The organism is Nocardia sp. NPDC058640 (genome assembly GCF_042716995.1).
Lineage (GTDB): Bacteria > Actinomycetota > Actinomycetes > Mycobacteriales > Mycobacteriaceae > Nocardia.
The window spans coordinates 32330-53022 of record NZ_JBHXRG010000001.1 but is presented as its reverse complement, the minus strand read 5'-3'; the positions used below and the strand labels follow the sequence as shown (position 1 = coordinate 53022).

Here is a 20693-nt window from a genome sequence, read left to right as displayed (position 1 = left end):
GGGACCATGGAACTACGCAAGGGTGCGCACGCGCCGGTCCCGACATCGCTTCTCGCCGTGGTCGTTTCATGGCGGTCCGCGCATACCGTGGACGCGCACGCCCTGCTGGTCACCGAGTCGGGGCTGGTGCGCGGCGACCGTGATTTCGTGTTCTTCAACGCCCCCCGGCACGCCTCGCAAGCGGTGACCCTCGATCAGGAGCCCGCCCCCGGTACCGCGCGACTGAGTATTTCGCTGCCGCGTACCGAAGATGATGTAGCGCGCATCGTCATCAGCGCGTCCCTCGACGATGCCACGTTCGACCAACTGCCCGACCTCACCTTGACCGTGCACGCCGCCGACGGGCCGATCGCCGAGTTCGCGATCGAGGGCATCGAAGACGTGCAGGCGATGATGTTCGGCGAGTTCTATCGTCGCGACGGTCAGTGGCGGTTTCGCGCGATCGGTCAGGGGTGGGCGGGTGGATTGCCCGGCTTGGCTGCGGAATTCGGGGTCACTGTCGATGAGCCGAGGCCGTCCGCGCTCCAGTCCGCGTCGGATCTCCCACTCGCCGGATATATGCCGTCGTCTGCCGAACCGTCCGAGCCGGACGACCGTCGACGCACCGGGTCCGCCGTCGCTGAGGATCCGACCCGGCGCCCGCCAGCCCTCACCCGCCGCGTCATCGACGTCCCACCCCCGCCCCCGCAGGACCCCGAACTCGCCGACTGGCACCCTGACCCGGAATCCCCCGATCAGCTGCGCTGGTGGGACGGCGACGAGTGGACCGCCAGCGTCCGCCCGCATATCCACGACCATCGTGCCCGCTGTGCTCGCTGCGGGAACCCCTTGCGCCGCAAGCTGTTCGGTGGTCACGCCCCCTGCAAGAACTGCGCCGCCGAAGTCGAGGAGTTCCTCACCCACTGGCGCAACAGAGCCAGGCGCGTCCTCGCGGGCCCCGGCACCCTGTCGCACGAGTGGACCGAAGTCTGGGCCGCCCTGCGCTTCCAACGCATCGACGAGGACCTCGGCCGCACGGTCCTGCGCGAAGCGGGCCTGACTCAGGTCGAGCGGATGGTCGCCTTCGCGTTCGCCGACGGTGAGGTCTTCGCCGACGAACTCGAAGCCTTCGAACATGTCGTGAGCGAACTGGCCCTGTCCGGCACCATCGTCGACGACCTCCGCCGCCGAATGCACCGCGGCCGCACCCTGTCCCGCCTGCGCGCGGGCGAACTGCCCACCATCAACACCCCCGGCCTGCACCTGGACCCCGACGAACGCGTCCACCTGGACCTACCCGCGGTCCACATCCGCATGCTCGCGCGCGGCCCACGCAACACCGAAGGTCGCCTCATCGGCAGCTCGAAGAAACTGCGCTTCGTCGGCGACGGCACCGGCATCGAACTGCCATGGAACCGGGTGGTCTCCGTGCATCCCGAGCACGGCACCGTCGTGCTCGCCGCCACCTCCGCCCGCGGCGGCGCGACCTTCGGCGTCACCGACCCCGACTACGTCGCAGCGGCGTTGGAAGGCGCGTTACGCGTGTCGAAACGCCTGGTCCTGACGCCGGGACAACGCGACAGCCGCAGCATCCCCCAGGACGTGAAAGCCCAGGTGTGGCAGCGCGACGGCGGTGCGTGCGTGGAATGCGGCGACGGCCACTACCTGGAATTCGACCACATCATCCCGCTCAGCCGCGGCGGTGCCACCAGCGCGACCAACCTGCAGATCCTGTGCCGGGCCTGCAATCGAGCCAAGGGCGCGCGGATCTAACCCAGGATCGCGTTCATGATGGTGCCGCCACTGGTGGCCACCACGCCGCCGATCATCGCGCCCGCGATCATCTTCGGCGACTCCATGGCGCTGCCGTTCCACTTCTCCCAGGCGAACTTGCCGCCGGCGACGGTGATGGCGAGCACGCCCGACAGGATCATGAACCAGGTCAAGTACTGCACCATTTTCATGATCTTGTCCGACAGCGGAGGTGCTTCCGGCGTGGGGTTTCCGATCTGCGCATACGTCGTGATGGTGTCGGCCATCGACGTCAGAATGATGCTCATAGCCTGCTCCCCTGTCGCGTGCAGCGAACTGCGTTCCAGCGCTGTCGTATTCGATCTGGTCCAGGATACGGGCGCGAACCCCTTGTGCACCAACAAAACCGATCGGTACGGTCGCACCGGGCCCCGACATCGCCGCAAACGACCGGATACCATCGACACAGAGTTCATCGTCGTTCCTCCCCGAGATACCGAGGCAGACCCCATGTTTCTGGCCGCCGTCACCGATACCTTGGCGCAGATCGGCAATCCCACCCCCGAGGCCCCGCCACTGGCGAACAAGATCATGCAGATGGTCAGCTACCTGACCTGGTTCATTCTGCTGTCGGGCATCATCGCCATCACCGTCGCGGGCGGCAAGTTCGCCTGGGAGAAATGGACCGGCGGCGCGATGCAGTCACCGAAGATGGTCGCGGGCGCGATGATCGGCGGCGTGGTCGCCACCAGCGCGGGCACCATCATGAACGCGATGCTCTAGGTTCCCGCTCCGCTCGGGCGGGTCCGGGGTCGTCCTGGGCCCACTCGACCGGCAAGGAACACCCGAGCTCTGTTGGTATTCAACAGAACTCGGGCCTTATGGGTTCTCGAGTGTCGGCGCACAGCATCTACCTCCTGTCGTGTCGGCGCGGCGGTTCAGCTACGTGTAGAGCCGGTCAACGAAGGCGTTCAGGTTCTCCACCACCCGCTGCGCCTTCTCCTCCGGCGTCAGATCCTCGCGATACCGGCTGCCCATCGAGGGCTTCTTCTTGTTGCGCGCGTACAGCGAGCAGGCCAGATCGGTGCACATGTAGCTGCCGACCGTGTTCCCTTTGCGCCCCGACTCACCGGTCTTGCTCGCGGTCATCAGCGAAACACCGCCACCGGAATGGGTGGTGAGGCAGATCGTGCACATCTGCGTCTTGCCGGACCCGCCGGTCTCGTGCCGCAACGCGACGCTGACCAGCCCGTCCGGCCGTGGCACCGAGATATAGCAGCGCCCCGCGTACGACGGGTCGGTCCAGCCGAGGAAGTCGAGATCCTCCCAGGGCCGTTGCTCCAGGTCACGCGGCACGTTCAACCGCTTCGCGTCACCTTTCGAACAGTTGACGAACGACGACCTGATATCGCGTTCGGTAATGGGTTCCATGAGCTCGTCCTTTCAGTTTGCCGAACAGCAAACGGTAGACACGCTAACGATCCCTCCGACCAGTGACAACCGGATTTCCCATGGTCCATAACTTAGGAGCCGACGATCCCCGCGGTGCGGGCGGCGCGCAGCCAGTCCGGGAACTCGCTGAGCAGCAAGCGGTAGAGCTCGGCGTCGTCGACCTGGTCGATGTCGTCGAGGGCGAAGAAGCCCGCGTTGTCGACGATGCGGCCGTCGAGTTCGTCGAGGGTGCGCAGGACGCCGAAGTTGGCTTTGCCGAGGCCGATGAACTGCCAGAAGGCGGGTAGGTGGGCGGCCTCCTGCATCAGGGCGGCGATCTCGCGCTTCTTGGCGAAGCCGCCGTCGGTGAAGAACAGCACCAGCGTCGGCTCGGTCAGGGTGTCGATGATCGCGCGCATGATCGGCAGTTCGTCGTTGCGGCCGCCGATGGCGTCGTAGTCGATGCCCGCGTGGCATCGTCGCCGCGCCCATATGTCCGCCGGAGCCCCCGAGCGGTGATGACGTCTGCGTTTCTCATGCTCTCCACGGTGCTCTCAACGGCGCGCCACCAGTAGTAAGCGCAGTCACCGATCCTCGATGGGATTCGCATGGGTCACCCATGACATAAGTCATCGGTCTTCGCTGGTGCGGAAGAGCGCGACGCCGTAGGCGACGAACCAGACCGCCCACAGCAGCCAGCCGGACAAACCGATCAGACCGAGTGGTCCGTCATGGTCGATGATCATCGGCGTAATAGTCGCAGCAGTGAATTGCAGTGCGGCAGCGAGGAATCCGACGGCCGCATGCCAAGGCCGCACCAATCCCCCGAGTCGGCCCGCAATGGTCAGACCCACCAGCGCCGTCGCGAGGAACGTGCCGTTCAGCGCGAGCAGTGCGTCTTGCATTGCCCACAGTGCCGCACCTTCACCGTTCGAAGTACTCAGGGCATAACGGATTCCGATGATCACGGCGAAAGTCGCGTTCTGCAACAGCAATCCGGCGAAGCCGACCAGCGACCACCCCGTGCCCGACGTCCGCTCGATCGGTCGCAATGCCGCCAGCACACCGGCGCCGAACAGCACCGCACAGAACCATCCCAGCGGCACGGGTGCCGTCGCCAGTGCCACGAGGTCACGGTGGTCGACAAAGAACGTGACGGCGGTATGTGGGTCAGTACCCGGCTTCGGCAGTCCGGCGGATGCCAAGATCAGGTTGGCCCCCAGGATGACCAGCGCGAACCCGACGCCCGCGATCCCCGCGACCCGCCGAAACGCCGCACCGCTCGGCATATTAGATTTATCACTCATACTTTTAATATAGGTACCGTAAAACGAAAGAGGAACCCTTGGCCACCGATCCGCCCCGCCGCCGCTACGACTCGCTGCGCCGCAGCCTCCAAGCCCAAGCGACCAGCGCCGAGGTCGCCCAGGCCGCCCGCCGCCTGTTCGTGGCACAAGGCTGGGCCGCCACCACGGTCCGTGACGTGGCCCGCGAAGCGGGCGTCTCCGTCCCCACCGTCTACTCCGCCTACGGCAACAAAACCGGCCTCATCCAGGCGATAGTCGACGCCGCCGACCTCTCCGCCGACGCTCCCCGAATGCTCGACGCCCTAGAGGCCGCCGCGGGCGACCCACGCGCCCAACTGGCCGCCATGGCCGCCTACGACCGCCGCCTCTACGAACGCGCCGCCGACGTCATCGCGCTGATCCGCGAAGCAGGCCGCACCGAGCCCGACCTCGCCACCACCTACGCCGACGCCCGCCTACGAGCCGACCGGACCCGCATCGAGGTCTTCACCTCCTGGCCGCCCGCCACTCTCCGCGAAGACCTCGCCACCTCGGTCGACATCTATGCCGCCCTCTGCACCATCGACGTCTACACCACCCTCATCACCGAACGAGGCTGGTCCCCCGACCGAGTCGAATCCTGGTGGACCACAACCCTTGCCCGCGAACTCCTCGCTTGACGATTCGCCTGTCCGTCAGCATCAACATGTCTACTATCGAACGTAGTAGATCAAACTCAGGAGGGGCGATGAGCAATTCGAACGAAGCCGATCCCGCACGAACCAAACGGTCATTGATGGCTCGAATGATGGAATCGGGGTCGCGATTCACGAGCAGTCACGGGATCTACCTGGGCCGCCGATCGACGAAACTCCACGTGGCCCTCTACCGCCGGACCAACGGCCGAATCGGCGGCCACTTCCCCGCCTTCCTTGATGCCCGAATCCTGCTCCTCGACCACGTCGGCGCCAGGACCGGGATCCGCCGAACCTCACCCGTCATGTTCCACGCGGACGGCGACAGTTTCGCCATCGCCGGATCCAAGGCCGGCCAACCGACCCATCCCGCCTGGTTCCACAACCTGAAAGCCAACCCGGACACCACAATCCGGATCGGCGCGGACGTCCACCCAGTTCGAGCCCGGGTTGCGACCGAAGCCGAACGAAACCGCCTGTGGCCGAACTTCGTCGAGGCTTTCCCGAGCTACGACTTCTTCCAACACAATGCAGGAAGCCGCACGATCCCGATCGTGATCCTCATGCCGCGCAGGTGATTCCACTGCGTGCATGATCGAAGCATGAGTTTCACCGTGGCCTACTTGCAGTACGCCGGATCAGGCCCGATGCGACACGAAGAGCAACTGCTCACCGAGGGCCTCGAAAGGCTCGACATTCCGATCCGCCACTACAGCCTGAAACGTATCCAGCGCAGGCAGTTGGCTTTGGGGCCAGACGTTTTCATCGCTGGGGACATGGATGCGATGCACGGCGCGATGCGCCAGCTACGTATCCCGATACCGCAACCCGACGACTACCCAGAGGCGCTTCGCGGGTTCCTGGGACGGAAGGTTTGGCCATCGACCCTGGGCGAGATCGAGCGGGCGATGGACAGCGCCTGTGCCACACCAGTTTTCGTCAAGCCCGCAGAGCGGCGAAAGAGCTTCACCGGAACCGTTTGCTACTCGGAACGCGATTTCGCCGCATGGGGACATGCCAGCCGGCGCCAGCGCGTCTGGTGCTCGGAGGTCGTCGCGTGGATTTCCGAGTACCGCGTCTACGTCATCGACCAGCGGATCGTCGCCGTCGACCACTACGACGGTGACAGCTCCGTGCCACTGAACATGGAAACAGTCGAATCCGCGATCACCGCCTACGGCCGATGCGCCACCGCACCCAACGCCTACGGCGTCGATTTCGGCGTCTTGGCCAGCGGCGAAACAGCACTCGTCGAGGCCAACGACGGCTACGCCCTCGGCGCCTACGACATCGCCGCGGACCAGTACACCGAACTACTGATGAACCGATGGAGCGAACTGCTCACCTCGAGGGCATGACCGACGGTGTGAGGCAGAGGGATTCCGCGAGAGGTGCTCCGCCGCTGAAATCTAGCACCGCTAGACTGTCTAGCTAGCAGCTGTTACCGTTGCTCCCCGTTCTAGCAGTGCTAGATTGATGAAGGGGAGCCGAAATTCAATACCCATTCTCACCGGCCAACTTGTCGCCGTCGTCGCCGTTCTCGCCAATGCCGTCATCTACGGCACCGATATCTGCGCGGCCGCGATCATGCGGTCCGTGTACCGCAAACTCGACGACGCGACCGTGACCGTGAGTGCGGGATGGGGTCACCACTACGGCGACAAGCGGATGCCGATTTTCGGGGCGGGCGGGGTGGTGACCGCGGTCCTCACGCTGGCGCTCGCGCTGTTGGCCGGTCAGACCGGCGCCGCCATCGCCGCCGGGATCGCGGTGGCAGCCCTGTTCACCTGGCTCGCCCTCTACGTCCGCATCGCCAAGCCGATCAACACCCAGCAGACCGCCGCCGCCCGGACCGGCGTCATTCCGCCCAATGCCCGTGCGCTGCAGGATAAGTGGGACAGCATCCTGAAGTACCGCGTCACCCTGCAGTTCATCGCCATCGTCGGCCTGTGCGCCACCCTGATCCTGTTCTGATCTCAACACCCGAGGAGTACCCGACATGACTTACACGACCAACGAACAGCAGTTCCTCGCCGAGGCCGGAATCGGCCGACTCGCCACCGGCGACACCATCGCGATCGTCGCCTCCAAGGCCGGTCAACCAACCCACCCCGCCTGGTATCACAACCTGAAAGCCAACCCGCACACCACAATCCAGATCGGCGCCGACCACCATCCGGTCACAGCCCGAGAAGCCACCGACGCCGAACGGACCCTACTGTGGCCCGAGTTCGTCGCGTTCTTCCCCAGCTACGACTTCTACCAACGCAACGCCAGCCCCCGCATCATCCCCATCCTCCTCCTGACACCCCGCCGATAAACCTCGCCGCCGCCCGTCAACGTGCCATCTGGCCGGCCAGTCGACGCGCATGCTCGCGAACCTCACCCCAAACGTCCGCGACACCCCACACCGGAGCGTCGGGAACGGGCCACCGCACCTCGATTCCCGCCCGCTCCGCGACGACGATCATGGTCGCGATGAAGCCGTCGGACAGCGCCTGGATCACTGCATGGTGGGTGCTCGCGCGCCGAACCAGCAGTACGTCCAGGAAATTCGCGAGCAGCCCGACGGTGATCTGACACTCGTCGGCCTCCATCGGTCCGATCCCGGACGGCAGGCCGAGTTCTTCCTCGAACAACCGCACTTGGCGAAGGAACAACCGTGAAGCCCCGTTCGAGGGATTCCAGAGGGTCACGGTGCCCAACTCGTAGTACTGGCTCAACGGGTACCTCCGACTGCCGGAAACTTCGCATGACATCGGTCGCGCAATAGTCTGTTGGTGTACGCGCGCCCCTCGGTCGAAACGTTCTGATGCGAATCAGGAACCGGGAGGTCAGGAGGGGAAAGTGGGGCGGGTGGGGCTCGAACCCACGACCAGCGGATTATGAGTCCGCGGCTCTAACCGACTGAGCTACCGCCCCTCGCCGCGGGGGTCTCCGCAGGCGAGTCGCATGATACCCGGACTGGTGCGGGGTTGACTACTCGGCGCGGTGGGGTGGGGGTGGGAAACGAACGATCGGTCGCGGCGGCTTCCGAGGGAAGGCGCTGCGACCGATCGTTGTTGTCTTGCACCCTGAGGGGTGACGGGTTACGAGCGTTCGGCTCGTTGGCCACCCCGTAATCGCTCATCACGATCGTGACTGTCGATGTTTCCCCCTGGGTTGCTGGCCAACTTGATCACTGCGACTACCAACAACAGAACCGCGGCGATGACCGCGATGATTATGATTCCCTGCACAGAACATAACTTAACGTGTATTCCGTTGGGGCGCTTGGTACTTTACAATGACGCGCCGATCGTCAAGACGGTACGGCCGAGGGTGGATCGGCTTTCGATGGCGGTGTGGGCCTGCTCGACTCGGTCGAGTGGGAAGGTTTGCCCGATCACCACTTCCAGATCGCCCGCGATCACCGCGGTGTGGATGCGATGAACGATGGCGTCCCAATCGATTTCACCTTTGACGATGTCGAACAGGCCGAGCACCGCGACGCCGCGTGCGGCAGCGGCTTCGGTGTCGCCGTTCGCGAAATCGCCTGCGGCGGAGCCATACCCGAGGAAGACCCCTTTGTCGGCGGTGGCGGCCAGTGCCGCGCCACCGATCGCCCCGCCCGCACCGTCGAACACCACGGCCGCTCCCCCTCCGGTGATCCGGCGAACTCGATCCTCCCAACCGGCGAGGGAGTAGTCGACAACCTCGACCGCACCCAATCGTGTTGCGAGAGACAGCTTTTCCGCACCGCGGGCAGCGGCGACCACATTCGCGCCGGCCGCGGTCGCCAACTGGATGAGCAGCGTGCCCAGACCGCCCGCCGCCGCGGTGATCAACACCCACGAACCCGGTTGCACCGCAGCACGATCGAACACGGCGAGCGCGGTTCGTCCGTCATGGGCGAGCCCGACAGCCTGCTGGGTGGTCAGACCGACGGGGATCTCGGTGAGCGTGGCCGCCTTGGCGAGGGATTTCTCGGCGTAACCACCGATGGGCAGCCCACCACCGATGCCGCTGGCGGCGGTCTGGGTGACCACGCGCTTACCGAGCCAACCGGGATCGACCTGCGCACCGACCGCGCTGACCACACCACCCACCGCACCGCCGGGGACGTAAGGCAGGCTCAGCTGGAAGAAGTCCTGCCCCCAACCGCTACGCAGGCGACTGTCGAGGAACATCACGTCGGCAACCTCGACGTCGACGACCACTTCGCCCGAATCCGGTTGGGGCACGGATAGTTCCACCACCTCGAGGACCTCGGGACCACCGAATTCTTTGACCTGCACTGCACGCATTGGAGACTCCTTACCAGTGGTGACAACCGAACGAGTCCAGCTTGAAACCCCAAGCCCACTTCAGGTCAAGCGCGCTGAGACGCAGGTCACTCGATCAGGAGCTCCCGCCGCAACTGCTGCTACTCCCGCCACCACAGCTACTGCTACTCCCACCACAGCTACTGCTGCTTCCACCACCACAACTACTACTGCTGCCGCCGCCGCCCCCACAGCTACTTCCCCCACCACACCCGCTACCGGAATCACCGGAGGGCCCCGGCTCCCACGGCTGCCCCGAAGCCCCGTCGAAGAACGGATACGCCCCCGCCGACCCTGCCACCCACCGCGGATCCCGCGGCCCGCCACTGTGCGGCGCGCTCAATTTCCGAATCAGCAGCGCGACGGCGGTCACCACCACGCCGATCAGCACAACGGAAATCCCCACCAGGATCACGAGCGTCATCACCATCCCCGCAGGCTAACCTCCCACCCCGACTACGACCAGTGGCCGTACAGTGAATTGTGGCGTTCACTCTCCCCCGACCGGGCAAACGGCAAGTCGACCTGCGCACCGTCGACCGCACCGTCGCTGCCCTGCATCTACCCGAGGCGGTCTTCAAAACCAGCCCGTGGCAGCCGCGCGAACTCGTGGAAACCGGTCTGCGCCAATGGTTGCGGTGCTGTGGCGCCGCCATTCGCGACGATCAGGTGATCGGTATGCCGTCGCACGCGGTCGACGAGGCCTGGCACGGTTTCATCCTCTGCACACAGCTGTATGCGAAGTTCTGCGAGCAGGCTTACGGCCGGTTCCTGCACCACTTCCCTGAGGGGGTGGGTGACAGCACGCAAGACCACGGCTCGATGCAGGAACAACTGGGCCGCACCGTGGTCGCCTGGTCGATGGTCGCGCAGCCTGAGGAGCAGTGCGTGCTGTGGGACCTGGACAGCAGGGTCGGGGTGGAGAACCCGTGGGGCGTGGACGCCCGGCACGTTGCCGCCGTGGAGAAGCAACTGCGCCGGGCGTAAACGAACTCAGACCAGCTTCATCCGACGGGCCGCGAACCGCACCGCGCCGGGTGCGATCCGGTTGACCCGGTACTGCAGCCACGATTCCGGCGTCACCGGCACGATGTCACGCCCGGTCCGCACGGCCTTCACGATCTGCTCCGCCACCCGGTCGGGGGTGTACCCGCGCCGCTGGTACAGCTTGTCGAACTTCTGCTGCGTGGCCACTTCTTCCTCGGCCGAGATGCCCGAGAAACGAGTGGTGGCAACGATATTGGTGTGCACGATGCCGGGGCAGACGGTCGACACCGAGATGCCGCGCTCGGCCAGTTCGGCGCGCAGGCAGTCGGAGAACATGAACACCGCGGACTTGCTGGTGGCATAGGCGGCCATGTCGCGCTGCGGGCTGTAGGCGGCCATGCTGGACAGGTTCACGATGTGACCGCCCAGGCCGCGATCGGCCATCGCCGCACCGAATGCCCTGCAGCCGTTGACAACTCCGCCGAGGTTGATCCGTAGCACCCGGTCGAATTCCTCCGACGGGGTGTCGAGGAAGGCACCGGCCTGGCCGACGCCGGCGTTGTTGATCAGCACATCGGGCACACCGTGCGCCGCGATCACCTCGTCGGCGTGTTCACGCACCGCATCCTCGTTCGACACGTCGAGTGAATACGAGTGCGCCACACCACCTTCGGCGATCACCAGTTCGGCGGTCGTCTTGGCGGCGAGCTCGTTCACGTCGGAGACGACAACTTCGGCGCCCAGACGCGCGAACGCCAGCGCGGTCTCCCGGCCGATGCCACTGCCGCCACCGGTGATGACCACCAGCTTGTGATCGAATTCCTTTCGCGCGACACCGACTTCGGCCCTGGCCAGTCCACGCGCCACCTCGGAACCGTCGAGCGCGTCGATCAGTTCGGTGGTGGCGGTGGCGAGCAGTTCGGGATGTGAGAACGGCATCCAGTGCCCCGCCGGCACATCGCGACGCCACAGCCGGTCGGTGCGCTGGGCGTAGTCGTCATAACCAGCGGGCCGAAGGGCGACGTCACGCCCGGCCACGATCAACTGCACCGGCACGGAGGTGTGCCGCTCGCGCGGGGACAGCAGACGCTGCACGATGTTCGCACGGTAGATCAGCAGCCCGTCGACCATGTCGCGACGGAACGTGGGCCCCAGCTTCACATTGGCGGTGGCCGTGTCGTTCATCAGGGAAACCGCACGCTGCCATACCTTTTCGGTGCCGACGGCGTTGAACGTGGCACGCGGCAGTCCGGGGATCATGAAGAAACCGGTGTAGGCCGAGGAAGCGAGCTGGGTCAACGGCTGCCACACATTGCGCAGGGTGGGCCGCGACAGTCGCGCGCGCACCCACTTGCCCACATGGTCGAGGTTGGGGCCCGACACCGAGGTGAACGAGGCAACGCGCTGCTGCGCCTGCGGCTCACACACCGACTCCCACAGCTGAATCGAACCCCAGTCGTGCGCCAGCACGTGCACGGGACGGTCAGGACTCACCACGTCGATCACGGCGTAGAAATCACGCGACAGTTCGTCGAGCCGGAAGTCGGCGGTGCGCTGCGTGCGAGTGGACTCACCGTGCCCGCGGGTGTCGTAGGCGACCACGTGAAAACGGTCGGTCAACAGCGGAATCACCCTGTCCCACAGGTGATGTGTGTCGGGCCAGCCGTGCACGAGCACGATGGTGTCGGCGGTCGGATCGCCGTATTCGAACACGGCGATGTCGAACTCGCCGCTGCGGACAATGCGCTGATTCGCGGGCTGGGGGCTGTCGTTGGTCATGGTCTTTCGGACTCCTTGTCCAGCATGGTTGTTCACAGGTCGAGCACCAAACGCTGTCCGTGGCACCGGGATACGCACGCCAGCATGGCACCTTCGGCATGGTCGGCATCGGACAGCGTGGTCTCGCGGTGGTCGGGTTCGCCCGCGCGCACGCGAATCACGCAGGTGCCACAGAAGCCCTGTCTGCACGAATACGGTTGGTCGGGGCGGGTTTTCAGGATGGTGTCGAGTACGGTGCGGTCGGCCGCGACCGTGACCACCTCGCCGGTGGAGGCGAATTCGATCTCGAACGGGGTGCCGTCGATGATCGGGGGCGGGGAGAACCGTTCGAAATGCAGTTCGACCGAGGGCATTTCGCGTACAGCGGCGACGATGGCCGATGTCATCGGGGTCGGTCCGCAGGCGTAGACCGCCGTGCCCGGCCGAACTCCGGGCAGCAGGTCTTGCGCGGTAGGAAGTCCGTGCTCGTCGTCGGTGCGCACCACGACATTTCCGCCGAAGCTCTCGATCTCGGCCAGGAACGGAATGGTGTCGCGGCTGCGTCCGCTGTAGACCAGCGTCCACGGCACGCCCAGCCGGTGCGCGAGTCGGGCCATCGGCAGGATCGGGGTGATGCCGATGCCGCCTGCCACGAAATGCAGTCTGTGCGAAGGTGATCCGTGACCGGGGATCGCGAACGGGAACGCGTTGCGCGGCCCACGCACCACCAGCCGACTACCGACGGTCAGCGTGTCGTGCATCTCGACCGAACCGCCACCACCGCCGGGAATGCGACGCACCGCGATCCGATACGCGCGCTCGTCGGCGGGGTCGCCGCACAGCGAATACTGCCGCAGTCGACCCGACGGCAACTCCAGATCCAGGTGCGCGCCCGGCCGCCAGCGCGGCAGCACCCGACCGTCGGGCGACTCCAGGCGCAGGCTCACCACGTCCTGGTCGTGCGCCTCGATCCGACGTTCGGTCACCAGCACGCGCAGGCGGCGGTCGTCCACGCGCGGGCGCAGATCACCGCGGTTGACCAGCGCGCTCCAGCGCAGCCGAGTGGACGCGATCGCGTCGATGACCTTGATCGCGGGGTCGTGGCGGCGCCTGCCGTAGAGGTCGGCGGGGATGTCGCGGGTGGTCACGACGCTGCCGCGCGGGCGCCGGGCGAGGCCGCCAGGTAGGCGATGGCCTGCGCCGTCGAGCCGACGGTTTGCGGGTTGTAGCCGGGTTGGAAGGTCGACAGGGCGCTTTGCAGCAGGGACGGAACGCCGGGCAGCGCACCGCGCCACATCGCCGCGAACACCCCGCCCAGCACCCGCGGGTAGCCGTGATCGGGCAGCCCGGGGTCCTGGTTCACCAGGAACCGCGCCCCACGCACCAGCACGATCAGGAAGATCGGGAACACGATCGTCATCGACGCGCACCGGCGCACATACCCGACCCCGAAGTACTCCGCCACGTCGTGGGCGACATTGCGATGCTCGACCTCCTCGGCGCCGTGCCAGCGGAACAGGTCGACCATGCGCGGGTCGGCACCGAACTTCTCCATGTCGGCGTTGAGGATCCAGTCGCCCAGCCAGGCGAAGAAGTGCTCGAGGCAGGCGATGAAAGCCAGCCGTTCGACCAGCATCTGGCGGCCCGCGCGGTCGTCGCCGCCGCGTGCGCCCAGCGAGATGCGGAACAGGTATTCCATCTGCCGCAGGTAGGGGCCCGCGTCGACGTTGTGCGCGGTGAACACGTCCTCGAGCACCTTGCCGTGGGTCTGGGCGTGCATGGATTCCTGGCCGATGAAGCCGAGCATGTCCTCGCGCAGCTTCTCGTCCTTGACGTAGGGCAGCGCCTCACGGTAGGTCTCGATGAACATGCGCTCGCCCTCGGGAAGCAGCATGTTCAGCGCGCTGATCAGGTGACCGGCGATCGGTTCGGACGACATCCACTGCAGGTCCACGCCCGTCCAGTCGAAGGCGACATTGCGCGCGTGCAGCGCGACCGTGCCCGGATCGACCTCCGGATTTCGGGTGTTCCAGCGAAGTAACTTCATCGATACTCCTCGATCAACCGCGCACGATCGGGGCGTGCTCGAGGATGCGACGCTGCATCCCGTTCGGTCATTCGAGGATACAACTATCCAGTACGGGAGGTAACACCTAAATCGGGTAACACCAAGATTCTTTACTGTGTGACACCGTAGATCGCCAGAAAGACCGGGAACGCCGCCATCAGCGCGCACATCACCGCATTGAGGATCTTGTGTTCGAACAGGATTCCGACGTACTCGCGCAGCAGCGCGCTGGGCAGGTAGTAGCGCGCGGTCGGCGCGCCGACGGCCTGCGCGTCGATGCCGACCGACCGGGCGAGCAGCGCGGTGCGCAGCACATGGAAATTGCTGGTGACCAGCAGAATGCGGCTGTCGATCCCCTGCCTGGCCAGCAGTTGCCTGCTGAACACCAGGTTCTCGCGGGTGGTCGTGGAGCGGTCCTCCTGCAGGATCTCGTCGGCGGGCACCCCGTGTTCGACCAGGTAGGCGGCCATGGCCGTGCTCTCGGCGACCTTCTCGTCGGAGCCCTTGCCACCGCTGGTGACCAGCAGCGGCGAGGGGCCGTGCGCGCGGTCGACCTGCCAGATGCCGCGCGCGCGATCGAGCCTGCTCGCCAGCAGCGGCGGCACCCGATCACCGAGCAGGCCGGAGCCGTGCACCACGATCGCGAGGGCGTTGTCGGTGCGGGTCACCCAGCCGTAGACCAGCGAGTACAGCAGGAACGCGGCCAGCACGAAACCCAGATAGGACGCGACCAGCACCACCGCCAACAGCAGCGCACCGAGCACGAACCACTCGGCGGTAACCGCCACCACCAGCAGCACGTACGGAACCAGCAGCGCCACGCCGAGGCCAAGCGACAGCAGGTTCGCCACCCGCATCCCTTCGCGTCGCAGCATCACCACCCCGTTGACCATGAGCAGCCCGGCCAGCACCAACACCAGCAGCGGCGACATCGCCAGCGCGAAGAAGAACAGCAGCTCGGCACCCACACCCTCGGTGCCCGAGCCCACCAGTTCCCCGCCGACGCACAGGAGTCCCAGCAGTAACAACACGCCGTTGCTGAACCGTCGCCGCTCCTGCCGGAAGCGCAGCGCGAACACACCGAGCAGAACCACACCTATCGCCAGCAAAATCACGTGCTCAGCCTAGTCAGCGTCGGGCGGCGAGCAGGCTCGTGGAGGGCGGTAGCGGGTGCGAAGTGCACCACATCGGCTACCTGTTGGCAATCATCGCCGGGCAGCCATCAGCGTGCGGGGATTCCATGGGCGGCCGCGGCCGCGGGTCAGCGGGTAGCAGGCGAAGCCGATGGCGGCGGCGCTCGCGTGGCCGATGTCGGTGAAGGTGCGGTTCAGGAAAATCGGCGGCAGGACCACCGCGAGCACGCCTAGGACGTACCACCAGCGCCACGGTGTCGTCAGGTGGTAGGCCAGCACCGCGGCGACGCCGGCCAGGCCGTAACTGACGCCGACATCGAGGATGTACATCGCCTTTTCCGGGGCTTCGTCGCTGCGGATGGCCCAGAGGAGCACGCCCTGACTGAGGTACGTGGCTCCGACATGCGCGAGTGCGACCACCGCGAGCCAACGCCAGGTGCCCAGCCAGCGTTCGGCGTTGGCGTGGAAGACGGTGAACAGCACGGCGTAGGCGAGCCAGCTGCTGCCGTCGATCCAGAATGCGCTGGTGATCAGGACTCGGACGGGTTCCTCGGCGAGGTGATGCAGGTTGGTCGAACGGTGATCGAGCCAGTCTTTCGCCTCGTCGGGTGGGAGGAGATCGATGATCAGGGTGGTGATGGCGAGGGTTGTCAGCCAGAGGTAGGTGCCGGGGGCGCTGCGAATCCACCGCCAGGTGCGGGTCGCGATCGCGCGGGGTGCGGGCACTTGGTCAGTGTGCCAGGAAAAGATTGGTTGCCGTGTTATTGCTAACACCTAATCGGGTACTCGCGATATGCCGGGTATCTAGCCCACCACCAGCGAAGAAGCTGGGCCCTCACCGCCTGATCTGTTGGCGCGGACCAGTAACTAGCTGGGCACAAAGGGAAGGAGGTGAACGTCATGGCGTGGGAATTTTTCGTGGACTTCGTCGAGGCCATCTTCGAACTGTTCTTCCCGTAAACCAAGATCGATTCGGGTGACGGCACCGGTTATGGTGCCGTCACCCGAGTCTGTCACTGGCTTTCTGTTTCCTCGGCCGATCTCCGGGTAGGCGGCAATCAGAGCCGCCCACCGATCGGAACAGGAGCAGCCTATGCCCCAGCAAGCGTGGAGCCCCAAACGCGAACGCCAATACAAAGACATCAAGAAATCCGAACTCGACCGCGGCCGCAGCGAAAAACGCGCCGAAGCGATCGCCGCAGCAACCGTCAACAAGACCCGCGCCGAACACGGCGAAACCGAATCGAGCGGTTCGGGTAAAACCCGCGACCAGCTCTACGCTGAGGCCCGCCGCCGCAACATCGACGGCCGCTCGAAAATGAACAAGCAGGAACTGGCCAACGCCCTCGGCCACAGCTGACCCCGCCCCAGCTGACCCCACTGCGAAAGGTTCGCCCATGCAGATCGGTTTCAAGTTGGCATCGGAAGCTTTCGGCCCGAAAGAACTTGTTCGACAAGCCGTGCGAGCCGAGGAAGTCGGCTTCGATTTCGTCGAGATCAGCGACCATTTCCATCCCTGGCTGGACAACCAAGGCCATTCCCCCTTCGCCTGGACCGTGCTCGGCACGATCGCCGCCAGCACCGAGAAGGTCGGCCTCGCTACCGGCGTGACCTGCCCGATCCTGCGCTATCACCCCGCGATCATCGCCCAGGCAGCCGCCACCACCGCCCTGCTGTCCGACGGCCGCTTCACCCTCGGCATCGGCGCCGGTGAACGACTCAACGAACACATCGTCGGCCACGATTTCCCACCGGTACTCATCCGTCACCGCATGTTGCGCGAAGCGCTCGAGATCATCCGCCTGCTGTGGCGCGGCGGTTATCGCAGTTACTACGGCGAATTCCTCGAACTGTCGGAAGCCCGCGTCTTCGATCTACCCGAAACTCTGCCGGTGATCGCGGTTGCCGCGGGCGGACCCAGCGCTGCCAAGATCGCCGCGGAATTAGGCGACGGCCTCTTCGCCACCGAGTCCGATCCCGCACTCGTGCAAGCCTTTCAACGCGAAGGCGGTTCGGGTCCACGCTATGTCGAAATAGGTGTCGCGTTCGCGGCCGACGCTCACACCGGCGCCGAAGCCGCGTTGTCGACGAACAGGTGGAGCACCGGCGGCTGGAAAGTCATGAGCGAGTTGCCCAATCCGGCGAATTTCGCCGCCGCGTCGACCACCGTGCGAGTCGAGGACATGCTCGATTCCTTTATCTGCGGCAGCGATCCGAAACCGTATGTCGACGCGGTACGCAAAGCCGTCGACGCGGGCTTCGATCACGTGGTGTTGATGAACGCGGGCCCCGACATGGACGCGTTCTTCGATTTCTATCGCAGCGACCTCGCACCACTGTTGCGCTGAGGCCGAAATGACCATGTATGTCGGCACTTCCGGCTGGCAATACCGTGATTGGCGTGGCGTGCTGTACCCCAAGGGAGTGCCGGTGCGCCTGTGGCTCGAACATTACGCGGAAGCGTTCGACACGGTCGAGTCCAACAATGCGTTCTATCGGCTACCCAGCCGGGAGAACTTCGCCGCGTGGCGCGAACGCACCCCCGCCGGCTTCGTCATGGCGGTCAAGGCCAGCCGCTACCTCACCCACATCAAGCGATTGCGCGACCCCGAGGAACCGGTGCAACGCCTGCTGGAGCACGCGGCGGGACTCGGCGATCGGCTCGGCCCGATCCTGCTCCAGCTGCCGCCGACCCTGCGCGCGGACGCCGAACTGCTCGACAACTGCCTGCGCTGTTTCCCCGCGAAGGTGCGGGTGACCGTGGAACCGCGCCACGATTCCTGGTGGACCGACGAGATCCGCGACGTCCTGAAGTCTCATAATGCGGCCCTGACCTGGGCTGATCGCGACTCCCGCCCGGTGACACCGCTGTGGCGGACCACCGACTGGGCGTACCTGCGCCTGCACGCGGGCCGCGCCGCGCCCCTGCCGTCCTATGGCAAACACGCGCTGAGCGCCTGGGTGCGTCGATTGCTGGACACCTGGTCATCCGAGGACGACAGCTACGTCTATTTCAACAATGACCACGGCGGTGCGGCTGTCCGCGATGCCGTGGTCTTCGCGCATCTGGCCGCGAACGCGGGCGCGAATACGACGCGAGTGCCCGACTTACCGTGACACACGAAACCCCCGCCTCGACAACGATTCTCGAGACGGGGGTTCGCTGATGGGTCACCAGCCCGGATCTTCACCCAGGGGCACGTTGATCCAGCTCGGACGCGACGGATCCAGCTCGATGTGCTGGGTACGCAGCCCACTCTCGTTCAGCAACGGCCGCAACGGGATCACGCTGGGGAAGTTGCTCGGGAACACATCCACGCGCAGCCGGTGACCCGGCTGCAGGACACCGTCGGTGCCGCGGATGCTGATGTCGACCGTGGTCGGTTCGCCGGGGACCACCGGTTGGCGGGTGTCCAGGGTGAGCACCGGGAACGGCTCGGTGTAGTCGCCATTGGGCGATCGAGTCGACTTGCTGTCGTCGACCGCACGCAAAGACGCCATGACCTGCCCCTGCGTCCACACCGTCGAACGACCGTCGGGCGCAACATCATTGACCGTCACCGTCCAGTACCCGTCGGTCGCGTCGAGCACGGTGTTCAGGTGCGCGGCGATCGAACCGGAGATCGTGGTCGGCTGCGTCACCGGCGCCGAAGTGAAGGTCAGGCCCGCGCTTTCGGCGATTCGGGCGTCCTTCGAACAGATATCCGGCAGCGGAATCAGACCGGCCGTGCCGCGCGCTGCATCACGCGAGCACAGCGTGGTCAGCCCCGGATCGACCGAAATACGCTGAGCCGCACGGGGTTCAGTGACCAGGCTGCCGTCGAAAAGCGCGCCCGGCGCGGTCCCCGACGACGCACCGTCGAGATACATCCGCCGATACTGCATGCCCGGACGGGGGAACGAGACATCGCTGGTCCACTGCTCGCTACCCTGCTGCCACAACGTGACCGGGTCGTAGCGGTCGACGCCGTTGTCGATTCCCTTGAGCCACTTGTCGAACCACGCACGCTGCAACGCGTCCAGCGGCGCGGGACCGGTCGGCTGGCCCATGCCCGAGCTCAACGTGATGTGGTAGATGTCGTCCATGACGAGCTTCTTCTGCTCGGCGGGCACATCGACCGCGTTGTAGATCTGCGGGGTGGTGTGGGTGAACAGATCGTGCCAACCGCCGTAGACGAACGTCGGCACTTCCACCTGATCCGGTCGCCCGATCCAGGAGGCGCGCAGCGGGCTGTCGTCGTCGAGGATCGGCGCCAGCTCCGGTGGGATCTGGTCGACGGTCGGCGTACTCAGCGCCGCGATCAGCACATTGAAGAAGGTGAACGGGTCGCGCACCCGGTCGGCCATCCAGACCCAGTCGAACTTGCCGGTCAGCACCGACACCATGTCGGGCAGCAGTTTCGCGCCGTTCACCGCGAGCAACCACATCGGGATGAAGCCGATGCCGAGGTTGCCACCCGGCGCGGCGACGTCGCGGATCAGGTCGCTGCCGGGCACGATCGGGAAGATCGCTTTCAGCGCTTCGGGATGACGCTGCGCGGTCTGCAGCTGGTTGATGCCCGAGTAGGACACCCCGCTCATCCCGATCTTGCCGTTGGACCAGCCCTGTTTCGCCGCCCAGTCCACGACCTCGGGGCCGTCGAGTTGCTCGCGTTCACCGAACACCTGCCAGGTGCCCTGCGAGAAACCGGTGCCGCGCACGTCGACGACCACCTGGGTGTAGCCGCTGCGGATCAGGTTGCGGTCCACCGAGAAGGTGCGCGCCGCGCCGCCGGGCACGATCCGCAACATGTCGCTGAGGCTGCTGAACCCGAACGGCGAGAAGTCCAGATTCCGCAGCACCGGATCGAGCAGTTCCGACAGCCCCGGCACCGACAGCGTCGAGTCCGCGACGTTGGAGACCAGCTTGGTGTACGGCGTCATATTGACGATGGTGGGCGTGGGCTCGGCGATCGGCTGACCATCAGCACCGGCCGGGTGATAGACATTGGCTTTCAATACCGTGCCGTCACTCATGGTGATCGGCACGTCCCACTCGATGAAGACCTTCGGGTACTGCTGCGGTCCGTTATGGGTGGCAACGAACTGCGCGTCCAGGCCCTCCGCGTTCGGTGATGCCTGTCCGACCTGCGTCGACACGACCCCGCCTGCCAACACGACAGCTGCTACGACCAGCGCGGCGAACCGTCCTCGATGTTTGATCATGCCTAGGTTGAGCCCTCCACCATCGGGAACCAGAACGTTCCTTACCGTGGAGTAACGTAGCGTGCGTCACGTACGATCGCAAGAACATGTTCTCG

The 20693-nt window shown here is 65.6% G+C and carries 22 protein-coding genes, 1 tRNA gene and 1 pseudogene; 11 read left to right on the top strand and 13 right to left on the bottom strand.

What is annotated here, in order from left to right; all coding sequences use genetic code 11:
* Window positions 1-6: 6 nt before the first annotated feature.
* On the top strand, window positions 7-1752 hold the full coding sequence (locus ACFWU5_RS00290; RefSeq protein WP_379265621.1) for a TerD family protein: 1746 nt from the start codon (window positions 7-9) through the stop codon (window positions 1750-1752).
* On the opposite strand, the gene ACFWU5_RS00285 is transcribed toward ACFWU5_RS00290, so the two are convergent.
* Window positions 1749-2039 carry a hypothetical protein gene (locus ACFWU5_RS00285; protein WP_378921229.1) on the bottom strand — a complete coding sequence of 97 codons (291 nt, stop codon included), beginning with the start codon at window positions 2037-2039 and terminating at the stop codon, window positions 1749-1751. The genes ACFWU5_RS00290 and ACFWU5_RS00285 overlap by 4 nt on opposite strands.
* Window positions 2040-2241: 202 nt before the next feature.
* Between ACFWU5_RS00285 and ACFWU5_RS00280 the strand changes: the two genes are divergently transcribed.
* On the top strand, window positions 2242-2514 hold the full coding sequence (locus ACFWU5_RS00280; protein ID WP_379245791.1) for a hypothetical protein: 273 nt from the start codon (window positions 2242-2244) through the stop codon (window positions 2512-2514).
* Window positions 2515-2673: 159 nt separating this feature from the next.
* Here ACFWU5_RS00280 and ACFWU5_RS00275 read toward each other — a convergent pair whose 3' ends face one another.
* The 3 genes and pseudogenes from ACFWU5_RS00275 to ACFWU5_RS00265 all read right to left on the bottom strand — a co-directional run bounded on the left by ACFWU5_RS00275 (window position 2674) and on the right by ACFWU5_RS00265 (window position 4469).
* On the bottom strand, window positions 2674-3162 hold the full coding sequence (locus tag ACFWU5_RS00275) for an FBP domain-containing protein (protein ID WP_379265620.1): 489 nt from the start codon (window positions 3160-3162) through the stop codon (window positions 2674-2676).
* Between the two features lie 92 nt (window positions 3163-3254).
* Window positions 3255-3644 (bottom strand): annotated as a pseudogene (locus tag ACFWU5_RS00270) (VWA domain-containing protein); the annotation flags it as partial.
* A gap of 147 nt (window positions 3645-3791) precedes the next feature.
* On the bottom strand, window positions 3792-4469 hold the full coding sequence (locus tag ACFWU5_RS00265; RefSeq protein WP_379265619.1) for a hypothetical protein: 678 nt from the start codon (window positions 4467-4469) through the stop codon (window positions 3792-3794).
* A 38-nt stretch (window positions 4470-4507) separates the two neighbouring features.
* Here ACFWU5_RS00265 and ACFWU5_RS00260 point away from each other — a divergent pair, with 38 nt between their 5' ends.
* The 5 genes from ACFWU5_RS00260 (at window position 4508) to ACFWU5_RS00240 (ending at window position 7463) form a co-directional block, all read left to right on the top strand.
* Window positions 4508-5128, top strand: a complete 621-nt coding sequence (locus tag ACFWU5_RS00260) for a TetR/AcrR family transcriptional regulator (protein ID WP_379265618.1) — start codon at window positions 4508-4510, stop codon at window positions 5126-5128.
* A gap of 68 nt (window positions 5129-5196) precedes the next feature.
* Window positions 5197-5721 (top strand): nitroreductase family deazaflavin-dependent oxidoreductase, encoded by a 525-nt coding sequence (locus ACFWU5_RS00255; protein WP_379265617.1) that lies wholly within the window; start codon window positions 5197-5199, stop codon window positions 5719-5721.
* 24 nt (window positions 5722-5745) lie between these two features.
* Window positions 5746-6501 (top strand): ATP-grasp domain-containing protein, encoded by a 756-nt coding sequence (locus tag ACFWU5_RS00250; RefSeq protein ID WP_379265616.1) that lies wholly within the window; start codon window positions 5746-5748, stop codon window positions 6499-6501.
* A gap of 118 nt (window positions 6502-6619) precedes the next feature.
* Complete coding sequence (locus ACFWU5_RS00245) at window positions 6620-7117, top strand: DUF1772 domain-containing protein (protein ID WP_379265615.1); 498 nt, start codon at window positions 6620-6622, stop codon at window positions 7115-7117.
* Window positions 7118-7142: 25 nt separating this feature from the next.
* Window positions 7143-7463, top strand: a complete 321-nt coding sequence (locus ACFWU5_RS00240; RefSeq protein ID WP_379265614.1) for a nitroreductase/quinone reductase family protein — start codon at window positions 7143-7145, stop codon at window positions 7461-7463.
* A gap of 16 nt (window positions 7464-7479) precedes the next feature.
* On the opposite strand, the gene ACFWU5_RS00235 is transcribed toward ACFWU5_RS00240, so the two are convergent.
* From ACFWU5_RS00235 to ACFWU5_RS00225, 3 genes are all read right to left on the bottom strand, one after another.
* Window positions 7480-7866 (bottom strand): DUF6086 family protein, encoded by a 387-nt coding sequence (locus ACFWU5_RS00235; protein WP_379265613.1) that lies wholly within the window; start codon window positions 7864-7866, stop codon window positions 7480-7482.
* A gap of 125 nt (window positions 7867-7991) precedes the next feature.
* Window positions 7992-8065 (bottom strand) — tRNA-Ile (locus ACFWU5_RS00230).
* A 359-nt stretch (window positions 8066-8424) separates the two neighbouring features.
* On the bottom strand, window positions 8425-9429 hold the full coding sequence (locus tag ACFWU5_RS00225; protein ID WP_379265612.1) for a zinc-binding dehydrogenase: 1005 nt from the start codon (window positions 9427-9429) through the stop codon (window positions 8425-8427).
* Between the two features lie 501 nt (window positions 9430-9930).
* Here ACFWU5_RS00225 and ACFWU5_RS00220 point away from each other — a divergent pair.
* Complete coding sequence (locus tag ACFWU5_RS00220; protein ID WP_379265611.1) at window positions 9931-10434, top strand: hypothetical protein; 504 nt, start codon at window positions 9931-9933, stop codon at window positions 10432-10434.
* Window positions 10435-10440: 6 nt separating this feature from the next.
* On the opposite strand, the gene ACFWU5_RS00215 is transcribed toward ACFWU5_RS00220, so the two are convergent.
* The 5 genes from ACFWU5_RS00215 to ACFWU5_RS00195 all read right to left on the bottom strand — a co-directional run bounded on the left by ACFWU5_RS00215 (window position 10441) and on the right by ACFWU5_RS00195 (window position 16119).
* Entirely contained in the window at window positions 10441-12213 is a 1773-nt protein-coding gene (locus ACFWU5_RS00215; protein WP_379265610.1) for an SDR family oxidoreductase, read from the bottom strand.
* Between the two features lie 32 nt (window positions 12214-12245).
* Complete coding sequence (locus ACFWU5_RS00210; RefSeq protein WP_379265609.1) at window positions 12246-13340, bottom strand: PDR/VanB family oxidoreductase; 1095 nt, start codon at window positions 13338-13340, stop codon at window positions 12246-12248.
* Complete coding sequence (locus ACFWU5_RS00205) at window positions 13337-14239, bottom strand: metal-dependent hydrolase (protein ID WP_379265608.1); 903 nt, start codon at window positions 14237-14239, stop codon at window positions 13337-13339. Before ACFWU5_RS00205 ends, ACFWU5_RS00210 begins: the two co-directional genes overlap by 4 nt.
* Before the next feature lie 131 nt (window positions 14240-14370).
* A complete protein-coding gene (locus ACFWU5_RS00200; protein ID WP_379265607.1) occupies window positions 14371-15375 on the bottom strand; it encodes a YdcF family protein in 1005 nt (334 codons plus the stop codon).
* A gap of 90 nt (window positions 15376-15465) precedes the next feature.
* Complete coding sequence (locus ACFWU5_RS00195; RefSeq protein WP_379265606.1) at window positions 15466-16119, bottom strand: rhomboid-like protein; 654 nt, start codon at window positions 16117-16119, stop codon at window positions 15466-15468.
* Window positions 16120-16486: 367 nt separating this feature from the next.
* Here ACFWU5_RS00195 and ACFWU5_RS00190 point away from each other — a divergent pair, with 367 nt between their 5' ends.
* Genes ACFWU5_RS00190 through ACFWU5_RS00180 form a run of 3 tightly spaced genes read left to right on the top strand, consistent with a single transcriptional unit; the run spans window position 16487 to window position 18510 of the window.
* Window positions 16487-16753 carry a plasmid stabilization protein gene (locus ACFWU5_RS00190; RefSeq protein WP_379245817.1) on the top strand — a complete coding sequence of 89 codons (267 nt, stop codon included), beginning with the start codon at window positions 16487-16489 and terminating at the stop codon, window positions 16751-16753.
* Window positions 16754-16790: 37 nt separating this feature from the next.
* Entirely contained in the window at window positions 16791-17741 is a 951-nt protein-coding gene (locus ACFWU5_RS00185) for a TIGR03557 family F420-dependent LLM class oxidoreductase (protein ID WP_379265605.1), read from the top strand.
* 7 nt (window positions 17742-17748) lie between these two features.
* Window positions 17749-18510, top strand: coding sequence for a DUF72 domain-containing protein (locus ACFWU5_RS00180; RefSeq protein ID WP_379265604.1), 762 nt, complete (start codon window positions 17749-17751; stop codon window positions 18508-18510).
* A gap of 54 nt (window positions 18511-18564) precedes the next feature.
* Here ACFWU5_RS00180 and ACFWU5_RS00175 read toward each other — a convergent pair whose 3' ends face one another.
* Window positions 18565-20598, bottom strand: a complete 2034-nt coding sequence (locus ACFWU5_RS00175) for a CocE/NonD family hydrolase (protein ID WP_379265603.1) — start codon at window positions 20596-20598, stop codon at window positions 18565-18567.
* Between the last annotated feature and the right edge of the window lie 95 nt (window positions 20599-20693).

Bases quoted from the DNA above. Each gene is read 5' to 3' on its own strand.
- ACFWU5_RS00265 (WP_379265619.1), bottom strand. From the start codon at position 4,469: ATGAGTGATAAATCTAATATGCCGAGCGGTGCGGCGTTTCGGCGGGTC.
- ACFWU5_RS00250 (WP_379265616.1), top strand. From the start codon at position 5,746: ATGAGTTTCACCGTGGCCTACTTGCAGTACGCCGGATCAGGCCCGATG.
- ACFWU5_RS00255 (WP_379265617.1), top strand. From the start codon at position 5,197: ATGAGCAATTCGAACGAAGCCGATCCCGCACGAACCAAACGGTCATTG.
- ACFWU5_RS00180 (WP_379265604.1), top strand. From the start codon at position 17,749: ATGACCATGTATGTCGGCACTTCCGGCTGGCAATACCGTGATTGGCGT.
- ACFWU5_RS00245 (WP_379265615.1), top strand. From the start codon at position 6,620: ATGAAGGGGAGCCGAAATTCAATACCCATTCTCACCGGCCAACTTGTC.
- ACFWU5_RS00285 (WP_378921229.1), bottom strand. From the start codon at position 2,039: ATGAGCATCATTCTGACGTCGATGGCCGACACCATCACGACGTATGCG.
- ACFWU5_RS00215 (WP_379265610.1), bottom strand. From the start codon at position 12,213: ATGACCAACGACAGCCCCCAGCCCGCGAATCAGCGCATTGTCCGCAGC.
- ACFWU5_RS00205 (WP_379265608.1), bottom strand. From the start codon at position 14,239: ATGAAGTTACTTCGCTGGAACACCCGAAATCCGGAGGTCGATCCGGGC.
- ACFWU5_RS00225 (WP_379265612.1), bottom strand. From the start codon at position 9,429: ATGCGTGCAGTGCAGGTCAAAGAATTCGGTGGTCCCGAGGTCCTCGAG.
- ACFWU5_RS00175 (WP_379265603.1), bottom strand. From the start codon at position 20,598: ATGATCAAACATCGAGGACGGTTCGCCGCGCTGGTCGTAGCAGCTGTC.
- ACFWU5_RS00275 (WP_379265620.1), bottom strand. From the start codon at position 3,162: ATGGAACCCATTACCGAACGCGATATCAGGTCGTCGTTCGTCAACTGT.
- ACFWU5_RS00185 (WP_379265605.1), top strand. From the start codon at position 16,791: ATGCAGATCGGTTTCAAGTTGGCATCGGAAGCTTTCGGCCCGAAAGAA.
- ACFWU5_RS00280 (WP_379245791.1), top strand. From the start codon at position 2,242: ATGTTTCTGGCCGCCGTCACCGATACCTTGGCGCAGATCGGCAATCCC.
- ACFWU5_RS00240 (WP_379265614.1), top strand. From the start codon at position 7,143: ATGACTTACACGACCAACGAACAGCAGTTCCTCGCCGAGGCCGGAATC.
- ACFWU5_RS00190 (WP_379245817.1), top strand. From the start codon at position 16,487: ATGCCCCAGCAAGCGTGGAGCCCCAAACGCGAACGCCAATACAAAGAC.
- ACFWU5_RS00290 (WP_379265621.1), top strand. From the start codon at position 7: ATGGAACTACGCAAGGGTGCGCACGCGCCGGTCCCGACATCGCTTCTC.